This window comes from Candidatus Sulfidibacterium hydrothermale (genome assembly GCF_020149915.1).
In the GTDB taxonomy this organism is placed as follows: Bacteria; Bacteroidota; Bacteroidia; order Bacteroidales; family F082; genus Sulfidibacterium; species Sulfidibacterium hydrothermale.
Genome location: NZ_CP083760.1, coordinates 2707844 through 2727246, shown reverse-complemented (window position 1 = coordinate 2727246; position 19403 = coordinate 2707844). Strand labels below are relative to the sequence as shown.

Annotated in this window: 16 protein-coding genes; 7 read left to right on the top strand and 9 right to left on the bottom strand. The window is 44.3% G+C overall.

The window, feature by feature from the left end; genetic code table 11:
• Positions 1-610 precede the first annotated feature (610 nt).
• From LA303_RS11185 to elbB, 3 genes are all read right to left on the bottom strand, one after another.
• Complete coding sequence (locus LA303_RS11185) at positions 611-1753, bottom strand: acyl-CoA dehydrogenase (RefSeq protein ID WP_240525478.1); 1143 nt, start codon at positions 1751-1753, stop codon at positions 611-613.
• A gap of 97 nt (positions 1754-1850) precedes the next feature.
• On the bottom strand, positions 1851-2795 hold the full coding sequence (locus tag LA303_RS11180) for an NAD(P)H-dependent flavin oxidoreductase (RefSeq protein ID WP_394371587.1): 945 nt from the start codon (positions 2793-2795) through the stop codon (positions 1851-1853).
• Between the two features lie 85 nt (positions 2796-2880).
• Positions 2881-3540, bottom strand: a complete 660-nt coding sequence (gene elbB / locus LA303_RS11175; RefSeq protein WP_240525476.1) for an isoprenoid biosynthesis glyoxalase ElbB — start codon at positions 3538-3540, stop codon at positions 2881-2883.
• A gap of 470 nt (positions 3541-4010) precedes the next feature.
• Between elbB and LA303_RS11170 the strand changes: the two genes are divergently transcribed.
• From LA303_RS11170 to LA303_RS11160, 3 genes are read left to right on the top strand one after another with little or no spacing between them, the layout of a single operon-like run.
• A complete protein-coding gene (locus LA303_RS11170; protein WP_240525475.1) occupies positions 4011-4688 on the top strand; it encodes a response regulator transcription factor in 678 nt (225 codons plus the stop codon).
• Positions 4685-5938 (top strand): sensor histidine kinase, encoded by a 1254-nt coding sequence (locus tag LA303_RS11165; protein WP_240525474.1) that lies wholly within the window; start codon positions 4685-4687, stop codon positions 5936-5938. Before LA303_RS11170 ends, LA303_RS11165 begins: the two co-directional genes overlap by 4 nt.
• A 22-nt stretch (positions 5939-5960) precedes the next feature.
• A complete protein-coding gene (locus LA303_RS11160) occupies positions 5961-7049 on the top strand; it encodes an SGNH/GDSL hydrolase family protein (RefSeq protein ID WP_240525473.1) in 1089 nt (362 codons plus the stop codon).
• 6 nt (positions 7050-7055) lie between these two features.
• On the opposite strand, the gene aat is transcribed toward LA303_RS11160, so the two are convergent.
• The 4 genes from aat to LA303_RS11140 are packed head-to-tail and all read right to left on the bottom strand — an operon-like array spanning position 7056 to position 11063.
• Positions 7056-7706: a leucyl/phenylalanyl-tRNA--protein transferase gene (aat, locus tag LA303_RS11155; protein ID WP_240525472.1), complete on the bottom strand. Its 651-nt coding sequence runs from the start codon at positions 7704-7706 to the stop codon at positions 7056-7058.
• A 2-nt stretch (positions 7707-7708) separates the two neighbouring features.
• The gene (locus tag LA303_RS11150) at positions 7709-8146 is read right to left on the bottom strand and encodes a PaaI family thioesterase (protein WP_240525471.1); all 438 of its coding nucleotides are present in this window, start codon (positions 8144-8146) and stop codon (positions 7709-7711) included.
• Positions 8147-8166: 20 nt separating this feature from the next.
• A complete protein-coding gene (ggt, locus tag LA303_RS11145; RefSeq protein WP_240525470.1) occupies positions 8167-9861 on the bottom strand; it encodes a gamma-glutamyltransferase in 1695 nt (564 codons plus the stop codon).
• Between the two features lie 8 nt (positions 9862-9869).
• A complete protein-coding gene (locus tag LA303_RS11140; RefSeq protein ID WP_240525469.1) occupies positions 9870-11063 on the bottom strand; it encodes an aspartate aminotransferase family protein in 1194 nt (397 codons plus the stop codon).
• Positions 11064-11223: 160 nt separating this feature from the next.
• Between LA303_RS11140 and LA303_RS11135 the strand changes: the two genes are divergently transcribed.
• From LA303_RS11135 to LA303_RS11120, 4 genes are all read left to right on the top strand, one after another.
• Entirely contained in the window at positions 11224-12453 is a 1230-nt protein-coding gene (locus LA303_RS11135; RefSeq protein WP_240525468.1) for a T9SS type A sorting domain-containing protein, read from the top strand.
• Between the two features lie 301 nt (positions 12454-12754).
• Entirely contained in the window at positions 12755-13780 is a 1026-nt protein-coding gene (locus tag LA303_RS11130) for a YeeE/YedE thiosulfate transporter family protein (protein ID WP_240525467.1), read from the top strand.
• Positions 13781-13935: 155 nt separating this feature from the next.
• On the top strand, positions 13936-14361 hold the full coding sequence (locus tag LA303_RS11125; protein WP_240524787.1) for a transposase: 426 nt from the start codon (positions 13936-13938) through the stop codon (positions 14359-14361).
• Complete coding sequence (locus LA303_RS11120) at positions 14358-15188, top strand: IS3 family transposase (protein WP_240525466.1); 831 nt, start codon at positions 14358-14360, stop codon at positions 15186-15188. The genes LA303_RS11125 and LA303_RS11120 overlap by 4 nt, the downstream gene beginning before the upstream one ends.
• A 115-nt stretch (positions 15189-15303) precedes the next feature.
• Here LA303_RS11120 and LA303_RS11115 read toward each other — a convergent pair whose 3' ends face one another.
• Together LA303_RS11115 and pheT are read right to left on the bottom strand one after the other, a co-directional pair.
• Positions 15304-16539, bottom strand: a complete 1236-nt coding sequence (locus LA303_RS11115) for a sigma-54 interaction domain-containing protein (protein WP_240525465.1) — start codon at positions 16537-16539, stop codon at positions 15304-15306.
• Positions 16540-16565: 26 nt separating this feature from the next.
• Positions 16566-19022, bottom strand: coding sequence for a phenylalanine--tRNA ligase subunit beta (gene pheT / locus LA303_RS11110; protein ID WP_240525464.1), 2457 nt, complete (start codon positions 19020-19022; stop codon positions 16566-16568).
• Positions 19023-19403 lie beyond the last annotated feature (381 nt).

Here is a 19403-nt window from a genome sequence, read left to right as displayed (position 1 = left end):
TGAACGCAGTGAAACATCTCTTTTAACTACCGTGATTATTTTTGAGATTCTTCACTTCGCTATTGCTCCGTTCAGAATGACAATGAAGATATGGATAAAATATTGAAAATCAACCAATAACTAATGGCTAAAGTTTAAAGTGCCTAAAGTGGGAAATCACAAATAACAAAAAAACAAATGACAAACAAAGTTCCAAAAAGCAAAAAAACAAATCACAAGAAAAATGTTAATGCCTTTCATCGTTTGAATGTCCGTTCGGACGATAATTTTTCCGGTTTCGTCTGCGCCTATATCTCCACTTTTCAAGTCCTGTCCGACTTGAAAAGAGACGCCTTTTAAGTATTTCAAGTGCCTAAAGTTTGAAGTGCCTAAAGTGAGAAATCCCAAAAAACAAAAAACCAAATTACAAAAAATCTCAAGCCCTAAACCCCAAACGCGGAACGCATAAACTACTCAAAATCAACTAATCAACTAATGACCAATGATCAATTCCCATTCATCGTTCCACATCAAAAATCCTCACATCCTTCCATCCAAAGGAAAGTTCCCGGACATAAAAAAACCGGAACGTTGATTGTCCCGGCTCTTGTGTTTTATAAAAGCAAAAAGATTATCCTTTCATCAGGCTTCTGGAAATAATAATTTTCTGAATCTCAGAAGTCCCTTCATAAATTTGAGTCAGTTTGGCTTCACGCATCAACCGCTCTACATGATATTCTTTTACATAACCGTATCCGCCGTGGATTTGTACCGCTTCGGTGGTTACTTCCATGGCAATGTCAGCAGCATATTGTTTGGCCATGGCACTGGCTACCGTGATGGGTTTGTGCTGATCTTTCAACCAGGCAGCTTTCAGGCAGAGATTACGGGCATTTTCGATTTTTACAGCCATGTCGCTCAATTTAAAAGCCAGCGACTGGTGATTGATAATTTCGGTGCCGAAAGCTTTCCGCTCTTTGGCATAAGCCACGGCTCTTTCAAAAGCTCCGGAAGCAATGCCTAATGCCTGGGAAGCAATACCGATACGGCCGGCTTCAAGCACCATCATGGCAAATTTAAAACCAAAACCATCTTCTCCGATACGATTTTCTTTCGGAACTTTTACATCCTGAAACATTACCGAATGCGTGTCGGAACTGCGCATTCCCATTTTATTTTCATGAGGTCCTACCGTAATTCCGGGTGTATCTTTGGGGACAATAAAAGCATTGATCCCGTGTGATCTTTTTTCGGGATGGGTTTGGGCCATCACGATGTAAGTAGAAGCTGAACCGCCGTTGGTAATCCAGTTTTTGGTTCCGTTCAGCAAATAATAATCCCCTTTGTCCTCGGCGGAGGTGTACTGATGGGTAGCATCAGAACCGGCTTCGGGTTCTGACAACAGGAAAGCACCCAAAATTTCGCCGCGGGCCAGCGGTTTCAAATATTTTTGTTTTTGTTCTTCGTTGCAAAAACGATTCAGTCCGTAACAAACCAGCGAATTGTTTACCGACATAATTACGGCAACAGAAGCATCTACCTTGGCAATTTCTTCCATCGCCAGTACATACGAAATGCTGTCCATTCCGCCGCCATCATATTCCGGCGGGACCATCATTCCGAGAAATCCCAGTTCGGCCAGTTTCTTTACATGGTCAGCGGGAAATCTTGCATTTTCATCTCTTTCCAAAACATCGGGGAGAAGTTCGCGTTGGGCGAAATCTCTGGCAGCCTGACGGATCATCAACTGCTCTTCGGTAAATTCAAAATTCATGATTGTATTTTTTATAAAAACTATAATTGTCTGCTAACAAATTTAAGGAATTATTGTTTTGAACTGATTCTAAATTTGTAACGGGGTTGCAGCGCAATTATAGATGCAGCTTGTTGGCTTTTCGGGCGGTTTCGTTAAAACCGGAAACCAATTCCTGCATGATGTCTTTTACCGGTTTAACCGAAGAAATGATACCGGCAACCTGGCCGATTTCCAGTTCTCCTTCGTCGGTATCGCCTTCAAACATTCCTTTTTTAGCGCGGCCTTTTCCGAGCAATGCCGCCAATTCTTCTTTGGAAGCCCCGGATAATTCGGCCTGTCTGATTTTTTCAAAAAAAGGATTGCGTAAAAGGCGTACCGGAACCAGCTGTTTAAGGGTCAGATAAGTTTCGCCATCGCCGGCTTCAATAATCTTTTGTTTGAAAGACGGGTGGGCCGATGATTCTGCCGAAGCGGCAAAAAGACTCCCGATTTGTACTCCGGCAGCCCCCAGGGCCATTACCGCATATAGGGCAGCACCACTGCCGATTCCTCCTGCAGCAATCACCGGAATGTGCATCACAGGAAGTAACGTTTGCAATAAAACCAGTGTGGTGGTTTCTTCAAATCCGTTGTGGCCGCCGGCTTCGAAACCTTCGGCCACAATGGCATCCACACCGGCATCCTGCGCCTTTTGTGCAAATTTCAGATTGGCGACCACGTGTACCACAGTAATCCCGTTTTCTTTCAGAAAAGCGGTGTATTTTTTGGGATTTCCTGCAGAAGTGAAGACAATTTTCACGCCCTCCCGGATAATGAGTTCCATGATTTCGTCAGTTTGGGGGTAGAGCAGCGGAACATTTACCCCAAAGGGTTTATCCGTGGCTTGTTTGCATTTCCGGATGTGCTCTTCCAGCGTTTCGGGGTGCATGGAACCGGCGCCGATGAGCCCGAGCCCTCCGGCATTGCTAACGGCAGCCGCCAGTTCCCAGCCACTGCACCAAATCATTCCTCCCTGAACAATGGGATATTTAATCCCCAATAATTGTGTGATATTTGCCATCATTTTATTTTCCGTCTAACTTCTCACTTCCGACTTCCGACTTCCTGCTTCCAACTTCTGACTTCCCACTTCCAACTTCCATCTCCTAACTTCCCAGTTCTTTCATCATCTCTTTTACAACCACCGACGCATCTTCTTTAATGTCCATGATGGTGGCATCGAGCATATAACACGGTGTGGTAAAAACATTGTATTTGTGGTCGTGAACCACTTGTCCGTGGGTGGTCACCACATGCTTACTGCCCATTTTTTCAATGGCTTCGGCAGTTCCCGGATCATTTCCGATGGTTACTTCCACGCCTTGTATCACGCGGGCCACAACAGCCGGAGAAATACACAAAGCGCCAATGGGTTTATGAACCGCCAGCATTTGTTTGATGGCATCTTCCACTTCCGGATTTACTTTGGCATTGGGGCCGTCAAAAGCGACGGTACTCAGGTTTTTGGCTGCTCCGAAACCACCCGGAAAGATCAAAGCATCATAATCTTCGGCTTTAAATTCACTTAACGGCTTAATGTCGCCACGGGCAATACGTGCCGATTCAATTAAAACATTGCGGCTTTCATCCATTTCTTCACCGGTCAGGTGATTGATGACATGATACTGGGGAATATCGGGAGCAAAGCACTGATAAACACCACCTTCTTCAATAATGGATAACATGGTCATGGTGGCTTCGTGTATTTCGGCGCCATCGTACACGCCACATCCCGACAGCACTACGGCAAATTTTTTCTTTTCCATGGTAAATGTTTTTAACGATTTTGACTGCTAAATTAAGAAAATCCACGCTTTTTAACCAGATTATTAAGTGAAATAAAGGTTTGGGCGGACTGCCGGATGCTACGCGATAGCTTCCTCAGCAAAAGCCGTGTTGCGCTACGCCGGCTCACGAGCTTCCTCTGGTCGCTGTCAGCCGGCCTGCCTGCCCGACTGTTGCGGTCAGGCGGGCTACACATCGGCTTTGCCTTCGCAAGGCTGCTGCTGCGCCTCCTGCCGCGGCCACAGAGTAAATTTCAAACACTAAACAATTGACAACTATCCCATTCATCTTCTGCATTTTTCATTCTGCGTCTACCAAATTTCCCAAAAACCAGTGGCGAATAACTCTTTCCATCACCAAAGTATACCAAGGACATCACGAAGTTGCTATAGGAATAAGGCAAGCCATTTTTATTCCCACATATTTTTATAAAATCTTACCTTTGCCTTCTATGAAACTGTTAATCATTGAAGACGATCCGGAGATTCAGGATTCTATCTTGGCTTATCTTTCGCCTGAAGGTTATATTTGTGAGCAGGCTTTTGACTTTACGGAAGCGGCTGACCGGATGGAATCGTTTGATTATGATTGCCTTCTGATTGATATTAATTTGCCTGATGGCAGTGGTCTGGACCTGATACGGCGAGCCAAACAGCTGAAATTGCGGAGCGGGATCATTGTGATTACGGCGCGTGATGCCATCAACGACCGGGTGAAAGCGCTGGAATTTGGTGCCGATGATTATTTGGTCAAGCCGTTCAATCTGGCTGAGCTGAATGCCCGGATCAAGTCGCTTTTACGCCGAATCCGGTTTCAGGGAAATAATTCCATTACTTACGAAGAACTGGAAATTTTTCCGGACAGCTTTCAGGTATTGGTTAAGGGACAGCCTTTGGAGCTTACAAAAAAAGAATTTGAATTGTTGTTGTTTTTTGTTTCCAATGCCGGCCGGGTAATTGCCAAAGAAAGTCTGGCAGGCCAGCTTTGGGGAGACGATTCAGATTTTTCGTATTCGTTTGATTTTGTTTATGCCCAGATAAAAAACCTGCGAAAGAAGTTAAGAGAAAAAGGAGCAGCCGATTATATTAAAACCATCTACGGCGTGGGATACAAATTTGAAAAAGAATGAAACTGCTCACCAAAACAACGCTCTATTTTGTCACCGTGTCGCTGGTGGTGTTTTTTGCCGGCGGGGTAGGGCTCTATAAAATTATGCAAAACCTGGTAGAGCGCGAAGTGGATGCGGATTTATACAGCCGGATCCATTATCTTTTCGATAACATCCGTCAGCTTGATTCTTTGCAAAACGTAGCTTTTATTGCTACAGAACCCATTGATATCGAAAAAGTGAAAAAACCGGCTCCCACCACTTACCGGTTGCAGGACACCGTGTTGTATAACAAAAATATCAAGGCTTATATGCCTTATCGTCAGCTGAGCACAGTAGTGAAAAGCGGGAAAAATTACTACCGCATCCGGATTTATAAATCGTTGATCACTTCCAATTATCTTATCGAGAAAATCGCCTTGATCATTACGCTGATGCTGATTCTCTTTTTGATATTGGCGTATTTTTTAAACCGGTATATTTTTGGGAAGGTGTGGGCCGATTTCTTTGATACGTTGCATATTATGCAGAGTTTCCGGCTGGATAATCCACATAGTGAAACGTTCCAGACGTCTGAGATTATTGAGTTTAATCAGCTGAACCGCGAGCTGGAACGAATGACGGAGAAGATTATTCGCGATTATGAGGCCGTAAAAGAATTTACGGGAAACTTATCGCACGAAGTGCAAACCCCGCTCTCGGTGATAAAAAATAAAACAGAGCTGCTTTTTCAGGAGTCGTTAAATGAAAAGCAATATGAACTGGCCGGGTCCATTTATTCGGCTGTGATTCGTCTTTCCGGCATTGTTCGCAGTCTGGGCCTGATTGCCCGAATTGAAAAGAACCAGTTTGTCGATAAAACAGCCATTGATTTCAAGGCATTGATCCAAAAACAGGTAGATGACTTTCAGCCCTTGATGGATTCGCGCCGGGTAAAACCGGAAGTCCATTTTGATGGCAGCCCGAAAGTAGTCATGGATAAAGATTTGGCCGATATTTTGGTGCGTAACCTGGTGAAAAATGCCGTGAAACACAATGTCGAAAATGGCTTTGTCCGTATTTGGCTTACCGAAAAGAAATTTGTCATTGAAAATTCAGGACAGGATCCGGGAATGCCTACCGAAGAGTTGTTTGAACAGTTTTCGCGTGCTTCTGACCAGGGATTTATGGGCATCGGACTGGCGATCGTGAAAAAAATCATTGAGCATTATCATTGGTCAATCCAATACCATTTTAAAGATGAGGTACACCGGATTGTGGTAAATTTTTAATTGGAAAAGCTTTTTTAAAGCAATGAAATCTTTTTCTGCTGTTTTTCTGTTTGTTGCAACCGTTAGTTTCTTTATCACCGGATGTGTGCGGGAGACTTTTGTCTCGTCGGCCGACCAGCATATCCAATACGAAGGACGGATAAAAACAACAGCCCGAAATGTTGTGTTTTTTTGGCCGGGATCGTCTGCAAAAATTGTTGTAAAAGGCAGGGGAAAGGTTTTTGCTGTTTTAAAAGATGAAAACGGAAAAAATTACTATGACGTTATTCTCGATCGTGACTCTATCCGGGTGCTTCACCCTGATACGCTGAAACAGCGTTATCTGCTGGCAAGTTTTGACGGAGGAACCCATTCCGTTCAGCTTTTTAAACGGACGGAATGGGACAAAGGATACACTTTGTTTTATGGTTTTGTGCTGCAGGGCAACTTGCAGGTCATCAACCTGCTACAAAAAAAGCATTTGAAACTGGAATTTTACGGCAATTCCATTACTGCCGGTTATGCGGTGGACGATGATCCGTCACACAGCCATCCTGACAGCATTTTTACCAACAATTACGACAGTTATGCGGCGATTACGGCCCGTTATTTTCATGCCGATTATCGTTGTATTTGTAAAAGTGGTATCGGGATTTTAATCAGCTGGTTTCCGCTTACCATGCCACAATTATACAACCGGCTTAACCCGGTTGATTCTTTAAGCCGTTGGGATTTTAAAAAGTACACGCCCGATGTGGTTGTTATTAACCTGCTCCAAAACGATTCGTGGCTGGTAAACCGTCCCTCTTTTCCTGAATTTAAAAAGAAGTTTGGTACCCGTCCGCCTTCGCCGGAAACCATCATTCAGGCATATAAAAATTTTGTGCTGAAAATACGGAAGGCTTATCCCCGGGCTAAAATCATCTGTATGCTGGGTAATATGGATATTACACGAAAAGGATCGCCGTGGCCGGGTTATGTGAAAAAAGCCGTACAACAAATGCACGACAAAAAGGTGTACACGCTGTTTGTTCCGTACAAAAATACACCCGGACATCCCGGACGCCACGAACAGCAGGTGTTGGCTGACAGCTTGATTGGGAAAATAAAAAGAATCAATGCATTTCGTTAGTTCCGGTTATCGAATATTTTCTTTGAGCAGATTCAGAAATTCTTTTCTCGGGATTAACCGGGCTCCCAGACTACGCAGGTGTGGGGTATCCTGTTGAACATCAATGACTTTAAAATGGTTTTTGAGTAAAAAATCCACCAGATGCCAAAGAGCTACTTTGGAAGCATCGGTTACCGTATGAAACATCGATTCGCCAAAAAACACTTTTCCTAAAACAACACCATATAATCCTCCAGCCAGTTTTTCATCAAGATAGCATTCCACAGAAAGGGCAAACCCCAGTTCATGCAAACGAATATAAGCCTGTTGCATTTCCGGGGTGATCCATGTGTCGGTTTGGTTTTTGCGTTTTACCCGGCTACAGGCTTTGATGACACTTTGAAAATCGTGGTTAATGGTTACATTGAATTTTCCACGCTGTACCAGTCGCCGTAAATTTTTGTGCCGTTTAAATTCTTCAGGAAAAAGTACCAGACGCGGATCGGGCGACCACCACAGGATGGGACTGTCTTCGTTATACCAGGGAAAAATCCCCGAAGCATAAGCATTGAGCAGCCGTTGGGGAGACAAATCGCCGCCAACAGCCAGCAGCCCATCCGGTTCGGCCAGCTCTGGCCGTGGAAAAACCGGTTCTTCCGGAAGCTGATAAACAGGCATGGCTATTTAATACGCATAAGGTTAGAACTGGCTTTGGCCAACAGCCGTTTTTTGGCCGGAAACCAGATTTCACATTCCACATTGATGACGTTTTTCCCTTCTTTGACCACGCGGGTGGTTGCCTGTATCACATCACCAAGACGGGCCGGAGCAAAATAATCTACCGAAAGGTTTACTGTTACAAAAGGATCGCTTTTTTCCAGACTGTACACAGTGGCTCCCATAATATCATCAATAATTCCGGCAATGACGCCGCCATGCAGGTTTCCCATCGGATTGGTCATCTCTTTCCGGATAACATATTCAAAGGTCAGCGATCCGTATTCGGCAGCAACGGCTACCGGTTTGAGCCAGTTCATGAACGGCGAAGGCGAAAGTTTCCCTTTTTGTCCGATAAAGGACTTTAGCTCTTCAATGATCCGGTTGGTTTTTTCCTGCATGGTTTTAGGTTTTTGAGAAATTAATATCCTGCAGCCTGGCCATCTTTTCGCGACTCAGAAGCTCCGTAATACACTTGGTTTGTGGTATCCCGCATAATTGCCTGGTAGCCGCCGTAACCTCCCAGACTGAATCGTACCCGGTGTCCCATTTGCATCAGCTGACGGATGACATCGTACCGGAATCCACTTTCCATATTCAGCCAGCCGCCGTCTTTCATTTTTGTTCCGGTAGGCTGTGAAGAACCGTCATGACGGATACGCGGCGCATCGCCGGCTTCCTGTAAGTTCATGCCGAAATCAATCAGGTTAACCAAAATTTGCACTTGTCCCTGGGGTTGCATGGCGCCACCCATCACCCCAAAGCTGAGCCACGGTTTGCCGTCTTTGGTAACAAAAGCCGGAATGATCGTATGGAAAGGCCGTTTGCCGGGAGCATACGTGTTAAACTGGCCGGGTTTTAACGAGAAAAGTTCGCCACGGTCCTGTAAAACAAATCCCAGTCCCGGCGGTGTCATACCCGAGCCCATTCCGCGGTAATTACTTTGTATTAATGATACCATGTTTCCGTACTGGTCAGCCACGGTCAGGTAAACCGTGTTGCCCTGTTCCGGCTGCCCGGCCGGATAGTATTTGGCCGCATGATGCGGATCGTATAATTTCAGTCGTTCTTTGGCATATTTCTTAGAAATCAACTGCTCTACAGGAATTTTGTTAAATGCCGGATCAGAATAGAATTTGGCCCGGTCTTCATAAACGATTTTTTTCACTTCGGTGAGCAGATGAAGGTAAGCAACGCTGCCAAATCCCATTGATTTGATGTCAAAATTCTCGAGCATGTTCAGCATCTGTAAAACGGCAATTCCCTGACCGTTGGGAGGAAGTTCCCACACATCGTAACCACGGTAATTGGTGCTTTCGGGTTTTACCCAAACCGCATGATACGAAGCGAGATCGTCATACGAGAGAAAGCCGCCGTTTTCGTGCATGTACTTGTCAATCACACGGGCCGGTTTGCCTTCATAAAACTCACGAAATCCTTTTTTTGCCAGCAGTTCCAGGGTGTTAGCAAGATTCGGGTTTTTAAAGATTTGTCCTTTTACCGGCGTTTTGCCGCCGGGCATGAATTCTTCGGCAAAACCCGGATATTTTTTCAGAATCCGGGCATTCAGTTTCCAGTAGTAAGCAATAAGTTCGGTAACCGGATATCCTTCGCGGGCATAATCAATGGCCGGTTGCAGAATTTCTTTTATGGGCAGCTTGCCAAAACGTTTATGTAATTCATTCCAGCCATCCACACAGCCCGGAACAGAAACCGGTAGCGGACCGTGTGCCGGAATAAATTGGTATCCGTGATCCTGAAAATATTTCAGCGTGAGCGATCGGGGAGAAGGGCCACTGGAATTCAGCCCGTAAAGTTTTTGTGTTTTGGCATCCCACACAATGGCAAATAGATCACCGCCCATACCACTGCCGGTGGGTTCCATTAATCCGAGAGCGGCATCGGCAGCAATAGCAGCATCCACTGCTGTACCGCCTTTTTTCAGAATATCCAGCGCAATCTGAGTAACCAGTGGCTGACTGGTGCAAACCATGCCATGCGTTGCAATAACTTCAGAACGTGTTTCGAAGTTCAGACTGCTCACCCGGTCCTGGGCAATGGCAAGACTACCCGTCAGAAAAAAGGCGGTTAAAAGTAAAAGGTAAAGTTTTTTCATAAAGCAAGTTATTTGGCGTGGTTAAAACTGTCAAGGATTTTGGAAGCGATCATTTTTACTTCTTCTTCGGTAATGGTTAGCGGAGGTGCAATACGGAAAGCTTTGTCGTGAAATAAAAACCGGTCGATAATAAGTCCTTGCTTGTACATCTCGTGAACAACCTTATTGGTGGTTTCTTCGTCTTTTAGCTCAACAGCCAGCATAAGTCCGATTTGCCGGATCGTTTTGACCAACGGATGTCCTTCGAGCCATTTTACAAACAGCCGGCCTTTAGCCTGTGCTTTTTCATGCAGTTTTTCGCGAAGGATAACTTCAAAACTGGCAAGTGCAGCAGCGCAGCTTACCGGATGTCCGCCAAAGGTGGTAATATGTCCTAATTCAGGATGATGGGTGAGTAACAACATATTTTCTTTAGAGGAAACAAAAGCCCCGATGGGCATGCCTCCGCCCATGGCTTTGGCCAGACAGAGAATATCCGGTACGACGTCGAAGTGTTCGTAAGCAAAGAGTTTTCCCGTACGGCCAAATCCCATTTGTACTTCATCAAAAATCAAAATGGTTCCGGTTTCGTTACAACGGTCGCGCAAAGCTTTTATGTACGTTTTATCCGGAATCAGAATGCCGGCTTCGGCCTGGACAGGTTCGATGAGTACACAAGCCGTACGCGTGGTGATTTGTGCCAGGTCATCCATGACATTGAAACGCAGAAAACGAATATCCGGTAGCAGGGGATAAAAAGCATATTTCATTTTTTCGTTTCCCAACATGCTCATGGCCCCGTGGGTGTGTCCATGGTAAGCATTTTTAAAAGCCACCATTTCGGTTCTTCCCGTGATGCGTTTGGCCAGCTTTAACGCGCCTTCGATGGCTTCACTTCCCGAATTGACAAAATACACGGAGTCTAACGACGGGGCAAGGTGTTCGGCCATTTTCCCGGCCAGCCTTACCTGAGGCGACTGGATATATTTGCCGTAAACCATCAGATGCATGTATTTTTCGGCTTGCTCTTTTACCGCTTCCACTACAGCCGGATGCTGGTGGCCAACGTTGCTGACCGAAACTCCTGATACCAAATCAACATATTGTTTTCCTGTTTCATCATAAAGGTAGATTCCTTCGGCTTTTACAATCTCCAGAGCCTGTGGTACTTCTGCCGGAATGGCAAGGTGCCGGTAAAATAATTCTCTATCGGTTAAATACATGGTAAACTTTTTTTCAAAAATAGAAAAGAAAAGGAAGCCGTGGAGAAATTTCGTGCTATTCCGTGCTGTACCCGGGTTTCAAAACAAAAACGGAAATGTTAAAATTTTTTGCTCCTATTGCTTTTTCGCTACCTTTGCTCCCCTTTTTAAAAATAATACGATGCGTGTAAAGATTATATTGTTGGTTTTTCTGTCTGTTCTTCTTTCAGCACCTTCTTATGCCCAGCTGAAAGTTTTGTTTGATGCTACCAAAGCTGAAACAGCCAGTAATGCTGATTGGGTTATTGATGCCGACCAGTTTAATTTACAGTATAACCAGGATGGAACAGTCGTGGCTGGTCCGGGTTACGAAGCCAATGCGCAGCGTTATCCCACTCCGTCGCAAAGCGATGTGACAGCAGATACCAAAGAGTCTTACTGGACAGGAGCCCTTTCTTCGTGGGGGATTGATCTGGTGAAAAAAGGTTTTGAAGTGGAAACCCTGCCTTACAATGGCAAAATTACTTATGGTGACGGAACCAATCCGCAGGATTTATCACATTACGCTGTGTTTGTGGTGGATGAGCCTAATATCCGCTTTACCGATGCCGAAAAAACAGCCATACTTCAGTTTGTATATCATGGCGGCGGGCTTTTTATGATTTCTGATCATGATCTTTCTGACCGTAACGGAGACGGGATCGATTCCCCCTCCATTTGGAATGATCTGATGAAAAACAATTCCATGCAGGCCGATCCTTTTGGTATTTCTTTCGACTTGCTCAAATTTGATGATAAATCCACCAATGTGCGTGACCTTCCGGATAGTCCGATTTTAAACGGACCGATGGGAAAAGTAACCGAATTGCAGTTTTTTGCCGGAACTTCCATGACTCTGCATCCGGATGATAACAGCAGCGTACAGGGGTTGATTTACCGGACAGGAGCCGATTTTGGAAACCGTGATGTGATGTTTGCCATTGCAACTTTCGGTAAAGGAAAAGTGGCCGCAATGGGCGACAGCTCTCCTGCTGATGACGGAACCGGAGATCCTAATGACCGGTTGTACGATGGCTGGATAGAAGATGCCAACGGAAATCATGAACGGTTGATTATGAATGCTACCTTGTGGCTGGCAGAGCAGGTGACGGCAATAAACCCTCAAAAAAAAACTGAAGACGGATCTGTCGTCTTTATGAAAACAGCCCGGGGAACTGTTCTCCGGATTGCAGCACTTCCTGAAGGGACAAAAGCTGCCCTTTCCATTTTTGATCTTTCCGGGAAAAAAATATTAAGTTTTCCGGAGGTAAAACGTGGCGAACGCCTTTCGCTGAACATCCCGGAAAAAGGAGTTTATATTTACCGGCTCTCCGGAGAAGGTTACCTGAAAACCGGAAAATTCGTTTTGTAATCCGTCTTTCGTTGGAAATTTAACGGGAGGTGTTTTTGGCGCCATTTTTATTTAATGTGCTGAGAACATCTTTGTTGTGTTATTCCGTTTTTATATAGATACCAGCTGCAGGCGGGCCTGCCCGACTGTGCCGTTCAGGCGGACCTCCCGAAACGCGCGGGCAGGCGGGCTTTCTTGGCGGGACAAGAAATGAACAAGAAAACAGGAATTAGCGAGAGTTAACCTGTTTGGATGAATTTTCGGTTGCCTTGACAGTTTGCTGTGAAATCATTTACCTTTGTTTTTTTAAACGTATCGTCTTATGAATATACTTATTTTATTTTTTGGATTTTTGTTTGGCGGATTGCTGGTTTATGCACGGTTGAACCGTTTTGATGTGATCAGTGGAAATGCGATGCTAAAAGATATGACCATTGCCAAAGCCATTTTGATGACGATTGGCGTAGGGGCATTGCTGCTGAATGTGGAAATTTGGTTAGGGTTGGCCTCGTATCACGTTAAACCTTTTATTGCCGGCGGCGTGCTGCTTGGCGGAATTGTTTTTGGTATAGGTATGGCCGTTTTGGGTTATTGTCCGGGCACTTTGGCGGTGTCAACCGGCGAAGGTTCGCTGGATGCACTGACCGGGATAGTCGGCGGCTTGCTTGGCGGACTTGTGTTTACGGTTTTGAAACCGGAACTAAATCCGGTGTTGGGACCCAATTGGGGAAAGCTCTCTCTTTTTTCTTTAACCGGACAACACAGCGTACTCTTTTTTGTGTTGCTCCTTGTTTTGGCAATTGTTTTTGTTGTTGCCGCTTTTGCTTTGCACGGATATGAAAAGAAAAAAGGCTTTTCCGGTTTGAATTATCGCTGGTTGTACAGCGGAATCGGGTTGGCTGTTTTAAACAGTATTGTTTTCTTAAAAGCGACTACCAACCGACCCATAGGAGCTTCAACTTCTTATCCGTATGTGGCCGATCGGCTGGCAGGAGCCACGCAGAATGGATATTTCTCAAAGATTTCTACCCCCGGACATTGGGAATTGATTTTCCTTTCGGGAGCGCTGTTGGCCGGACTGGTTTTTGCTTTGTTGCGAAAAGATTTTAAATTCCGTTGGGTTCATCAACGATGGATTGACACCCAGGGGCCTTCGGCCGGAAAACGTATCTTCTGGGCTTTTGTTGGTGGTTTTATTTTGGTGTTTGGTGCCCGTATGGCAGGCGGTTGTACCAGCGGACATATTATTTCCGGAGGAATGCAGCTGGCTTTGAGCAGCCTGGTGTTCGGAATTTTTGTTTTTGCTTCTTTTATTGTTACCGGAAAGCTTTTTTACAGGAACCCGTAAGTGTGTTTTCTTTCCGAATTAACTAATAATCAGGATGCTAATTGTTAAAAATTAAAAATCGCACATTCTACATCTAACATCCTCACATCAATGTCAATGCCTGAAATAGGTTGACCACTTTTAACATAAGAATTCACTTTAAAAAACAGTTAAAAATGGCAACAAGAAGACAATTTAAAATGACCACCGCCGAGCGAAGGCGTCGTCATTTCAGCGACAGTTTCAAGATTCAAAAAGTCAGGGAAATAGAAACAGGCAAAACAAAAGTTTCCGAAATTAGCAAACAATATGAAGTAACCACTACTAACGTTTATCGGTGGTTAAACAAATTCGGAACTATGAAAGACAAGAAAGAGAAACTTATTATTGAAACAGATAGTGACACAAGGCAGCTATTGGAACTCAAAAAGAAAGTAGCAGAACTTGAACGGATAATCGGCCAAAAGCAAATCCTGATTGATTTCAAAGATAAGATGATAGAACTGGCAGAAGAGACCTATGGCGTAGATATAAAAAAAAAGTTTTCTACCCGACCCTCGAATATTTCTGGCACCACAGAGAACAATACCGATACAGCATGAACCGTCTGTATAAGAGCATAGGGATTAGTAAACAGGCTTTTCATAAGATGCTGGATAAAAAGCTGAGAATACGCTCAGAGCAAAAGCAATTACTGGTTATGATTTATCAAATACGAGAGGATCATCCTACAATGGGAATACGGGATATGTATTATAAGTTACGTCCCCAGACCATGGGCAGAGACCGGTTTGAAGCCTTTTGCAAATCAGAAGGGTTAACGGTAGCAAAGGTAAAAAACTGGCGAAGAACCACCGATAGCACAGGCGTTGTCCGGTTTGATAATTTATTAAAAAGCATGACTTTAACCGGAATTAATCAGGCATGGCAAAGTGATATTACCTACTATGAAATAAACAGCAGATTCTATTACATCACTTTTATTGAAGATTCCTATTCCAGACGGATTTTAGGTCATTCTGTTTCAAAAAGGCTGACTACAGAACAGACTACATTACCGGCTTTACAGAAGGCTATTAAACTTCGGATGAAGGAAAACACAATGACAACCGGTATTGTATTTCACTCAGACGGAGGGGGTCAATATTACGACAAGGCTTTTTTAAAGCTGACTCAAAAAGAAGGCTTTAAAAACAGCATGTGCGAATACCCGTGGGAGAACGGGAAAGTAGAAAGACTAAACGGGGTTATAAAAAACAATTACCTGAACCATCGTCAGATAAACAGTTTTGAAGAACTTCAAAAAGAGGTTGACCGAACCGTGTTACTTTACAACCAGGAAAAGCCTCATATAGAGTTACAACGAAAAAGCCCCAATGAATTTGAAAAAAGTTATCTTTGTAATGGACAACAATCCTTCAGTCTCTAAGATCACTCATGAATGAACAACGTAAATAATGAAAATAAGTAAGTAAAAACGGTCAACCATATTCAGGCATCTACACAAACATCCTCACATCAAACATCCCCCATCCTCACTTCCATCAGCGAATCTGATATTCCTTGATCTTCCGGTAGAGTGTGCGTTCGGAAATTCCCAGTTCGCGGGCTGCATCTTTCCGTTTACCATTATGTTTTTCCAGGGCTTTCCGGATCATTTCTTTTTCTTTATCCTGCAACGACAAAGACTCTTCAATAATTTCAGGAGAATGGAATTTCTCTTCTTCCGGAACGGTTTCTTTCGGATGAACGATTTTTATCTCATCCTCTTTTGTATGCATAAGGTCCAGGGCGTCGGCATCCGATACGTGTTTTACCAGCAGCGCTTTGGTCTTCTCCAGCGTGCTGTCGTCCGGGTTTTTTTCAAGGATGTCAATCACAATCTTTTTCAGTTCTGTGATGTCCTTTTTCATGTCGAAAAGTACTTTGTACAGCAAATCCCTTTCCGAAAAATGATCTTCCTCCTGTTGCCGGTAAAGTACAGGAAGAGCCGGTTTGGTAGTGTCAGGAAGATAAAGCCGTAACACATCAGCGGTTACTTCTTTGTCTTTTTCGATGATCGATATTTGTTCGGTGATATTTTTCAACTGGCGGACATTTCCGGGCCAATAATAGTTTTTTAAAACTTCAACAGCATCACTGGTCAGACGCAGCGGGGGCATGTGGTATTTCTCAGCAAAGTCGGCAGCAAATTTCCGGAAAAGCAAATGGATGTCTTCTTTGCGCTCGCGTAACGGCGGAATGTAAATAGGAACCGTATTTAACCGGTAAAACAGATCCTGTCTGAATTTTCCTTTCTCGATGGCTTCCGGAATATTCACATTGGTGGCAGCCACCACACGAACATCGGTTTTAATCACTTTAGAAGAGCCTACTTTCATAAATTCACCAACTTCCAGCACACGCAGTAAGCGCACCTGTGTGGAAAGCGGCAGTTCGGCTACTTCATCCAGAAAAATGGTTCCCCCGTTGGCAACTTCAAAGTAGCCTTTCCGGGCTTCGTGGGCCCCGGTAAATGATCCTTTTTCGTGGCCAAAAAGTTCCGAATCAATGGTTCCTTCCGGAATGGCACCGCAGTTTACGGCAATGTAGTTCCCGTGTTTGCGGGGACTCAAATGATGAATAATCTGAGGAAAAACTTCCTTTCCTGTTCCGCTCTCACCGGTGATGAGTACGGTAAGATCGGTTGATGCCACCTGCATGGCAATGTCGATGGCACGGTTGAGCAAGGGAGAGTTTCCAATAATGCCAAATCGTTGTTTAATACTTTGGATGTCCATATCCGGTTTTTTTATCGTGTGTTCAATTATCGTAATGTAGCATGGAGTTCTCTTTCAAAAGCCTGTTGAATCCGGCGCATGGTTTTGTCAATGACTTTGTCGGTAAGAGTTTTGTTTTCATCTTGTAAGATAAACGAAAGCGCATATGATTTTTTCCCTTCCGGAATTTTATCGCCTTCATAGATGTCAAATATTCCTACCGATTTCAACAGCTTTCTTTCGGTGCGGAAAGCCAGTTTTTTCATTTCCGCAAAGCGGATGTTTTTATCGATCACCAACGCCAGATCGCGGCGTACCGCCGGGAATTTTGGAACAGGAACATACTGAATGTCCTCGCGCGGTACCAGCTGGGTAATCAGATCCCAATTCAGGTCGGCAGCAAAAACTTCATTTTTCACTCCTGTCATCCGGAGAATTTTTGGATGAACAGCACCAACTGTGGCCAGTAATTTGCCCCCGTAGGTGAAATCAAGACCGTATTGAAAATTGGAATTGGTTGTATCGTTGATTTCTGTTTTCTTCTCGTCGATACCCAGTTTTTTTAACAGGCTGTCCGCTATTCCTTTTACGTAGAAAAAATCAGCTTTTTCGTGGCCTGCATTCCAGTTTTCTTCCTGCAGGCGTCCGGTAGCCAAAAGGATCAGGTGTTTTTCTTCGTAATAATTTTTTACCCCGCGTTTTTTATCGTAATTGTCTTTTTTGAGATAGATTTTTCCAAACTCAAAAAGCTTTAGATCATTTTTTTTGCGGTTTTGGTTATAAGCCGTTACTTCCAGTCCGCCGAACAGCAGGGTCTGACGTAAAATATCCAGTTCTTTGCTCAACGGATTCAGCAGGGTAACATTATTTTTTTCGTTGAATGTCCCGCTCTGGGTAATGTAATCCGACCGGGTTAACGAGTTGTTCATCATCTCATGGAAACCCTGTCCTACCAGATAATCAGAAATCTCGTTTTGTAATTTTTCCAGATCGGGTTTGGGTCGCAGGCTCACGGAAGAGTGTATTTTGTCTTCAAACTTCACATTATTGTAGCCGTAAATTCGAAGGATCTCTTCAATAACATCTACTTCGCGTAATACATCCACTTTAAAAGTAGGAATACGCAGTTTTAAGCCTTCGTTTGTTTCTTCGATGATTTCCATCTCCAGATCCTGTACGATTTCTTTGATGATATCTCTGTCGATGGGGTTTCCGATAAGCCGGTCAACGTGGGCATATGAAATATCAATGGTCCATTTTTCCACCGGATGCGGATAAACATCCTTTATTTCGGATGAGATGGTTCCGCCGGCCAGTGCTTTTACCAGTAAGGCTGCCCGTTTTAAGGCAAACAGCGTGATGTTGGGATCGGCTCCCCGTTCAAACCGGAAACTGGCATCGGTTTGCAGGATATGTCGTTTGGAAGTTTTACGAATGTGTTTGGGATCGAAATAAGCACTTTCAAGAAAAACGGCCGTGGTTTTTTCCGTAACGCCCGATTCTGCTCCGCCAAAAACACCGGCAATACACATGCCTTCTTCTTCGTTACAGATCATCAGATCTTCCACATGCAATTTCCGCTCTACCTCATCGAGTGTAACAAAAGGCGTTTGATCCGGCATTTTTTGGACTACCACTTTGTTCCCTTTGATTTTGGCTGCATCAAAAGCATGAAGCGGATGGCCGGTTTCATGTAAGACAAAGTTCGTAATGTCCACCACATTGTTGATGGGACGCACGCCAATGCTTTCCAGCCGTTGTTTCAGCCATTCGGGTGATTCTTTTACCGTGATATCTTTTACCGTGATGCCGGAATACCGCGGACAAGCATCTGTATCTTTAACTTCCACTTCGATATCCAGATCGTGGTTGTCTACTTTAAAACCAGATACGTCCGGAAGGTTTAAATGATATTTCCGGGTGTTGAAATAGCGGTTTAATCCGGCTACCAGGTCGCGGGCTGAGCCAATATGCGAAGCCGCATCGCCCCGGTTGGGGGTAAGCCCGATTTCGTACACATAATCGGTTTGAATGTCAAAATAATCTGCAGCCGGTGTTCCGGGGCGGGCTTCCGGATCAAGTACCATAATTCCTTCGTGCGAGCTTCCCAATCCCAATTCGTCTTCGGCGCAGATCATTCCTTCGGAAACTTCACCGCGTATTTTCGATTTTTTTATTTGTACCGGTTTATCTCCATCGTACAAAACGGTTCCCACTGTAGCCACCGGAACTTTTTGTCCTTTAGCCACATTGGGAGCGCCACAAACAATGGGTAAAATTTTCCCGCCCACATCTACGGTGGTAATGCTCAATTTATCTGCATTAGGATGTTTTTCGCAGGTAAGCACTTCGCCAATCACAACCCCTTGCAATCCGCCTTTTACCGACTGAACTTCTTCAAAACCTTCTACTTCCAGGCCAATATCGGTAAGGATGGCCGATAATTCCTGCGGATCAACATCTAAGTCAATGTATTCTTTTAACCAGTTATAGGATAACTTCATGTGTTTATAATTTTAAATACCGTTCTTATGGATCTTTACAACACCAATTTTATTCTTTTGAAAGGTGTTGTACTGCCTAAAGAACTGCCAATCAACAAAATGAGTCGCTTGTTACAGCGGCTCAAAAACCGTTTACAAAAGTAACAAAAAAACGGAGTACTGCCATTTCGTCAGGAGAAAAAGCAAAAATTTGATGATATCCATGTTTGACGGTGTGCATCGAAAGGATGGAGCGAAATTACAAAGGAGAAATTCGGTAACCGTACGACCGGGGGAATGGGCGGTCAATGAATTTCCCGGTTTCGTTTGTATCGATGTCTCCACTTTTCAAGTCCTGTCCGACCTGAAAAGAGATGTCCTTCACATTTTAAGTACTTCAAG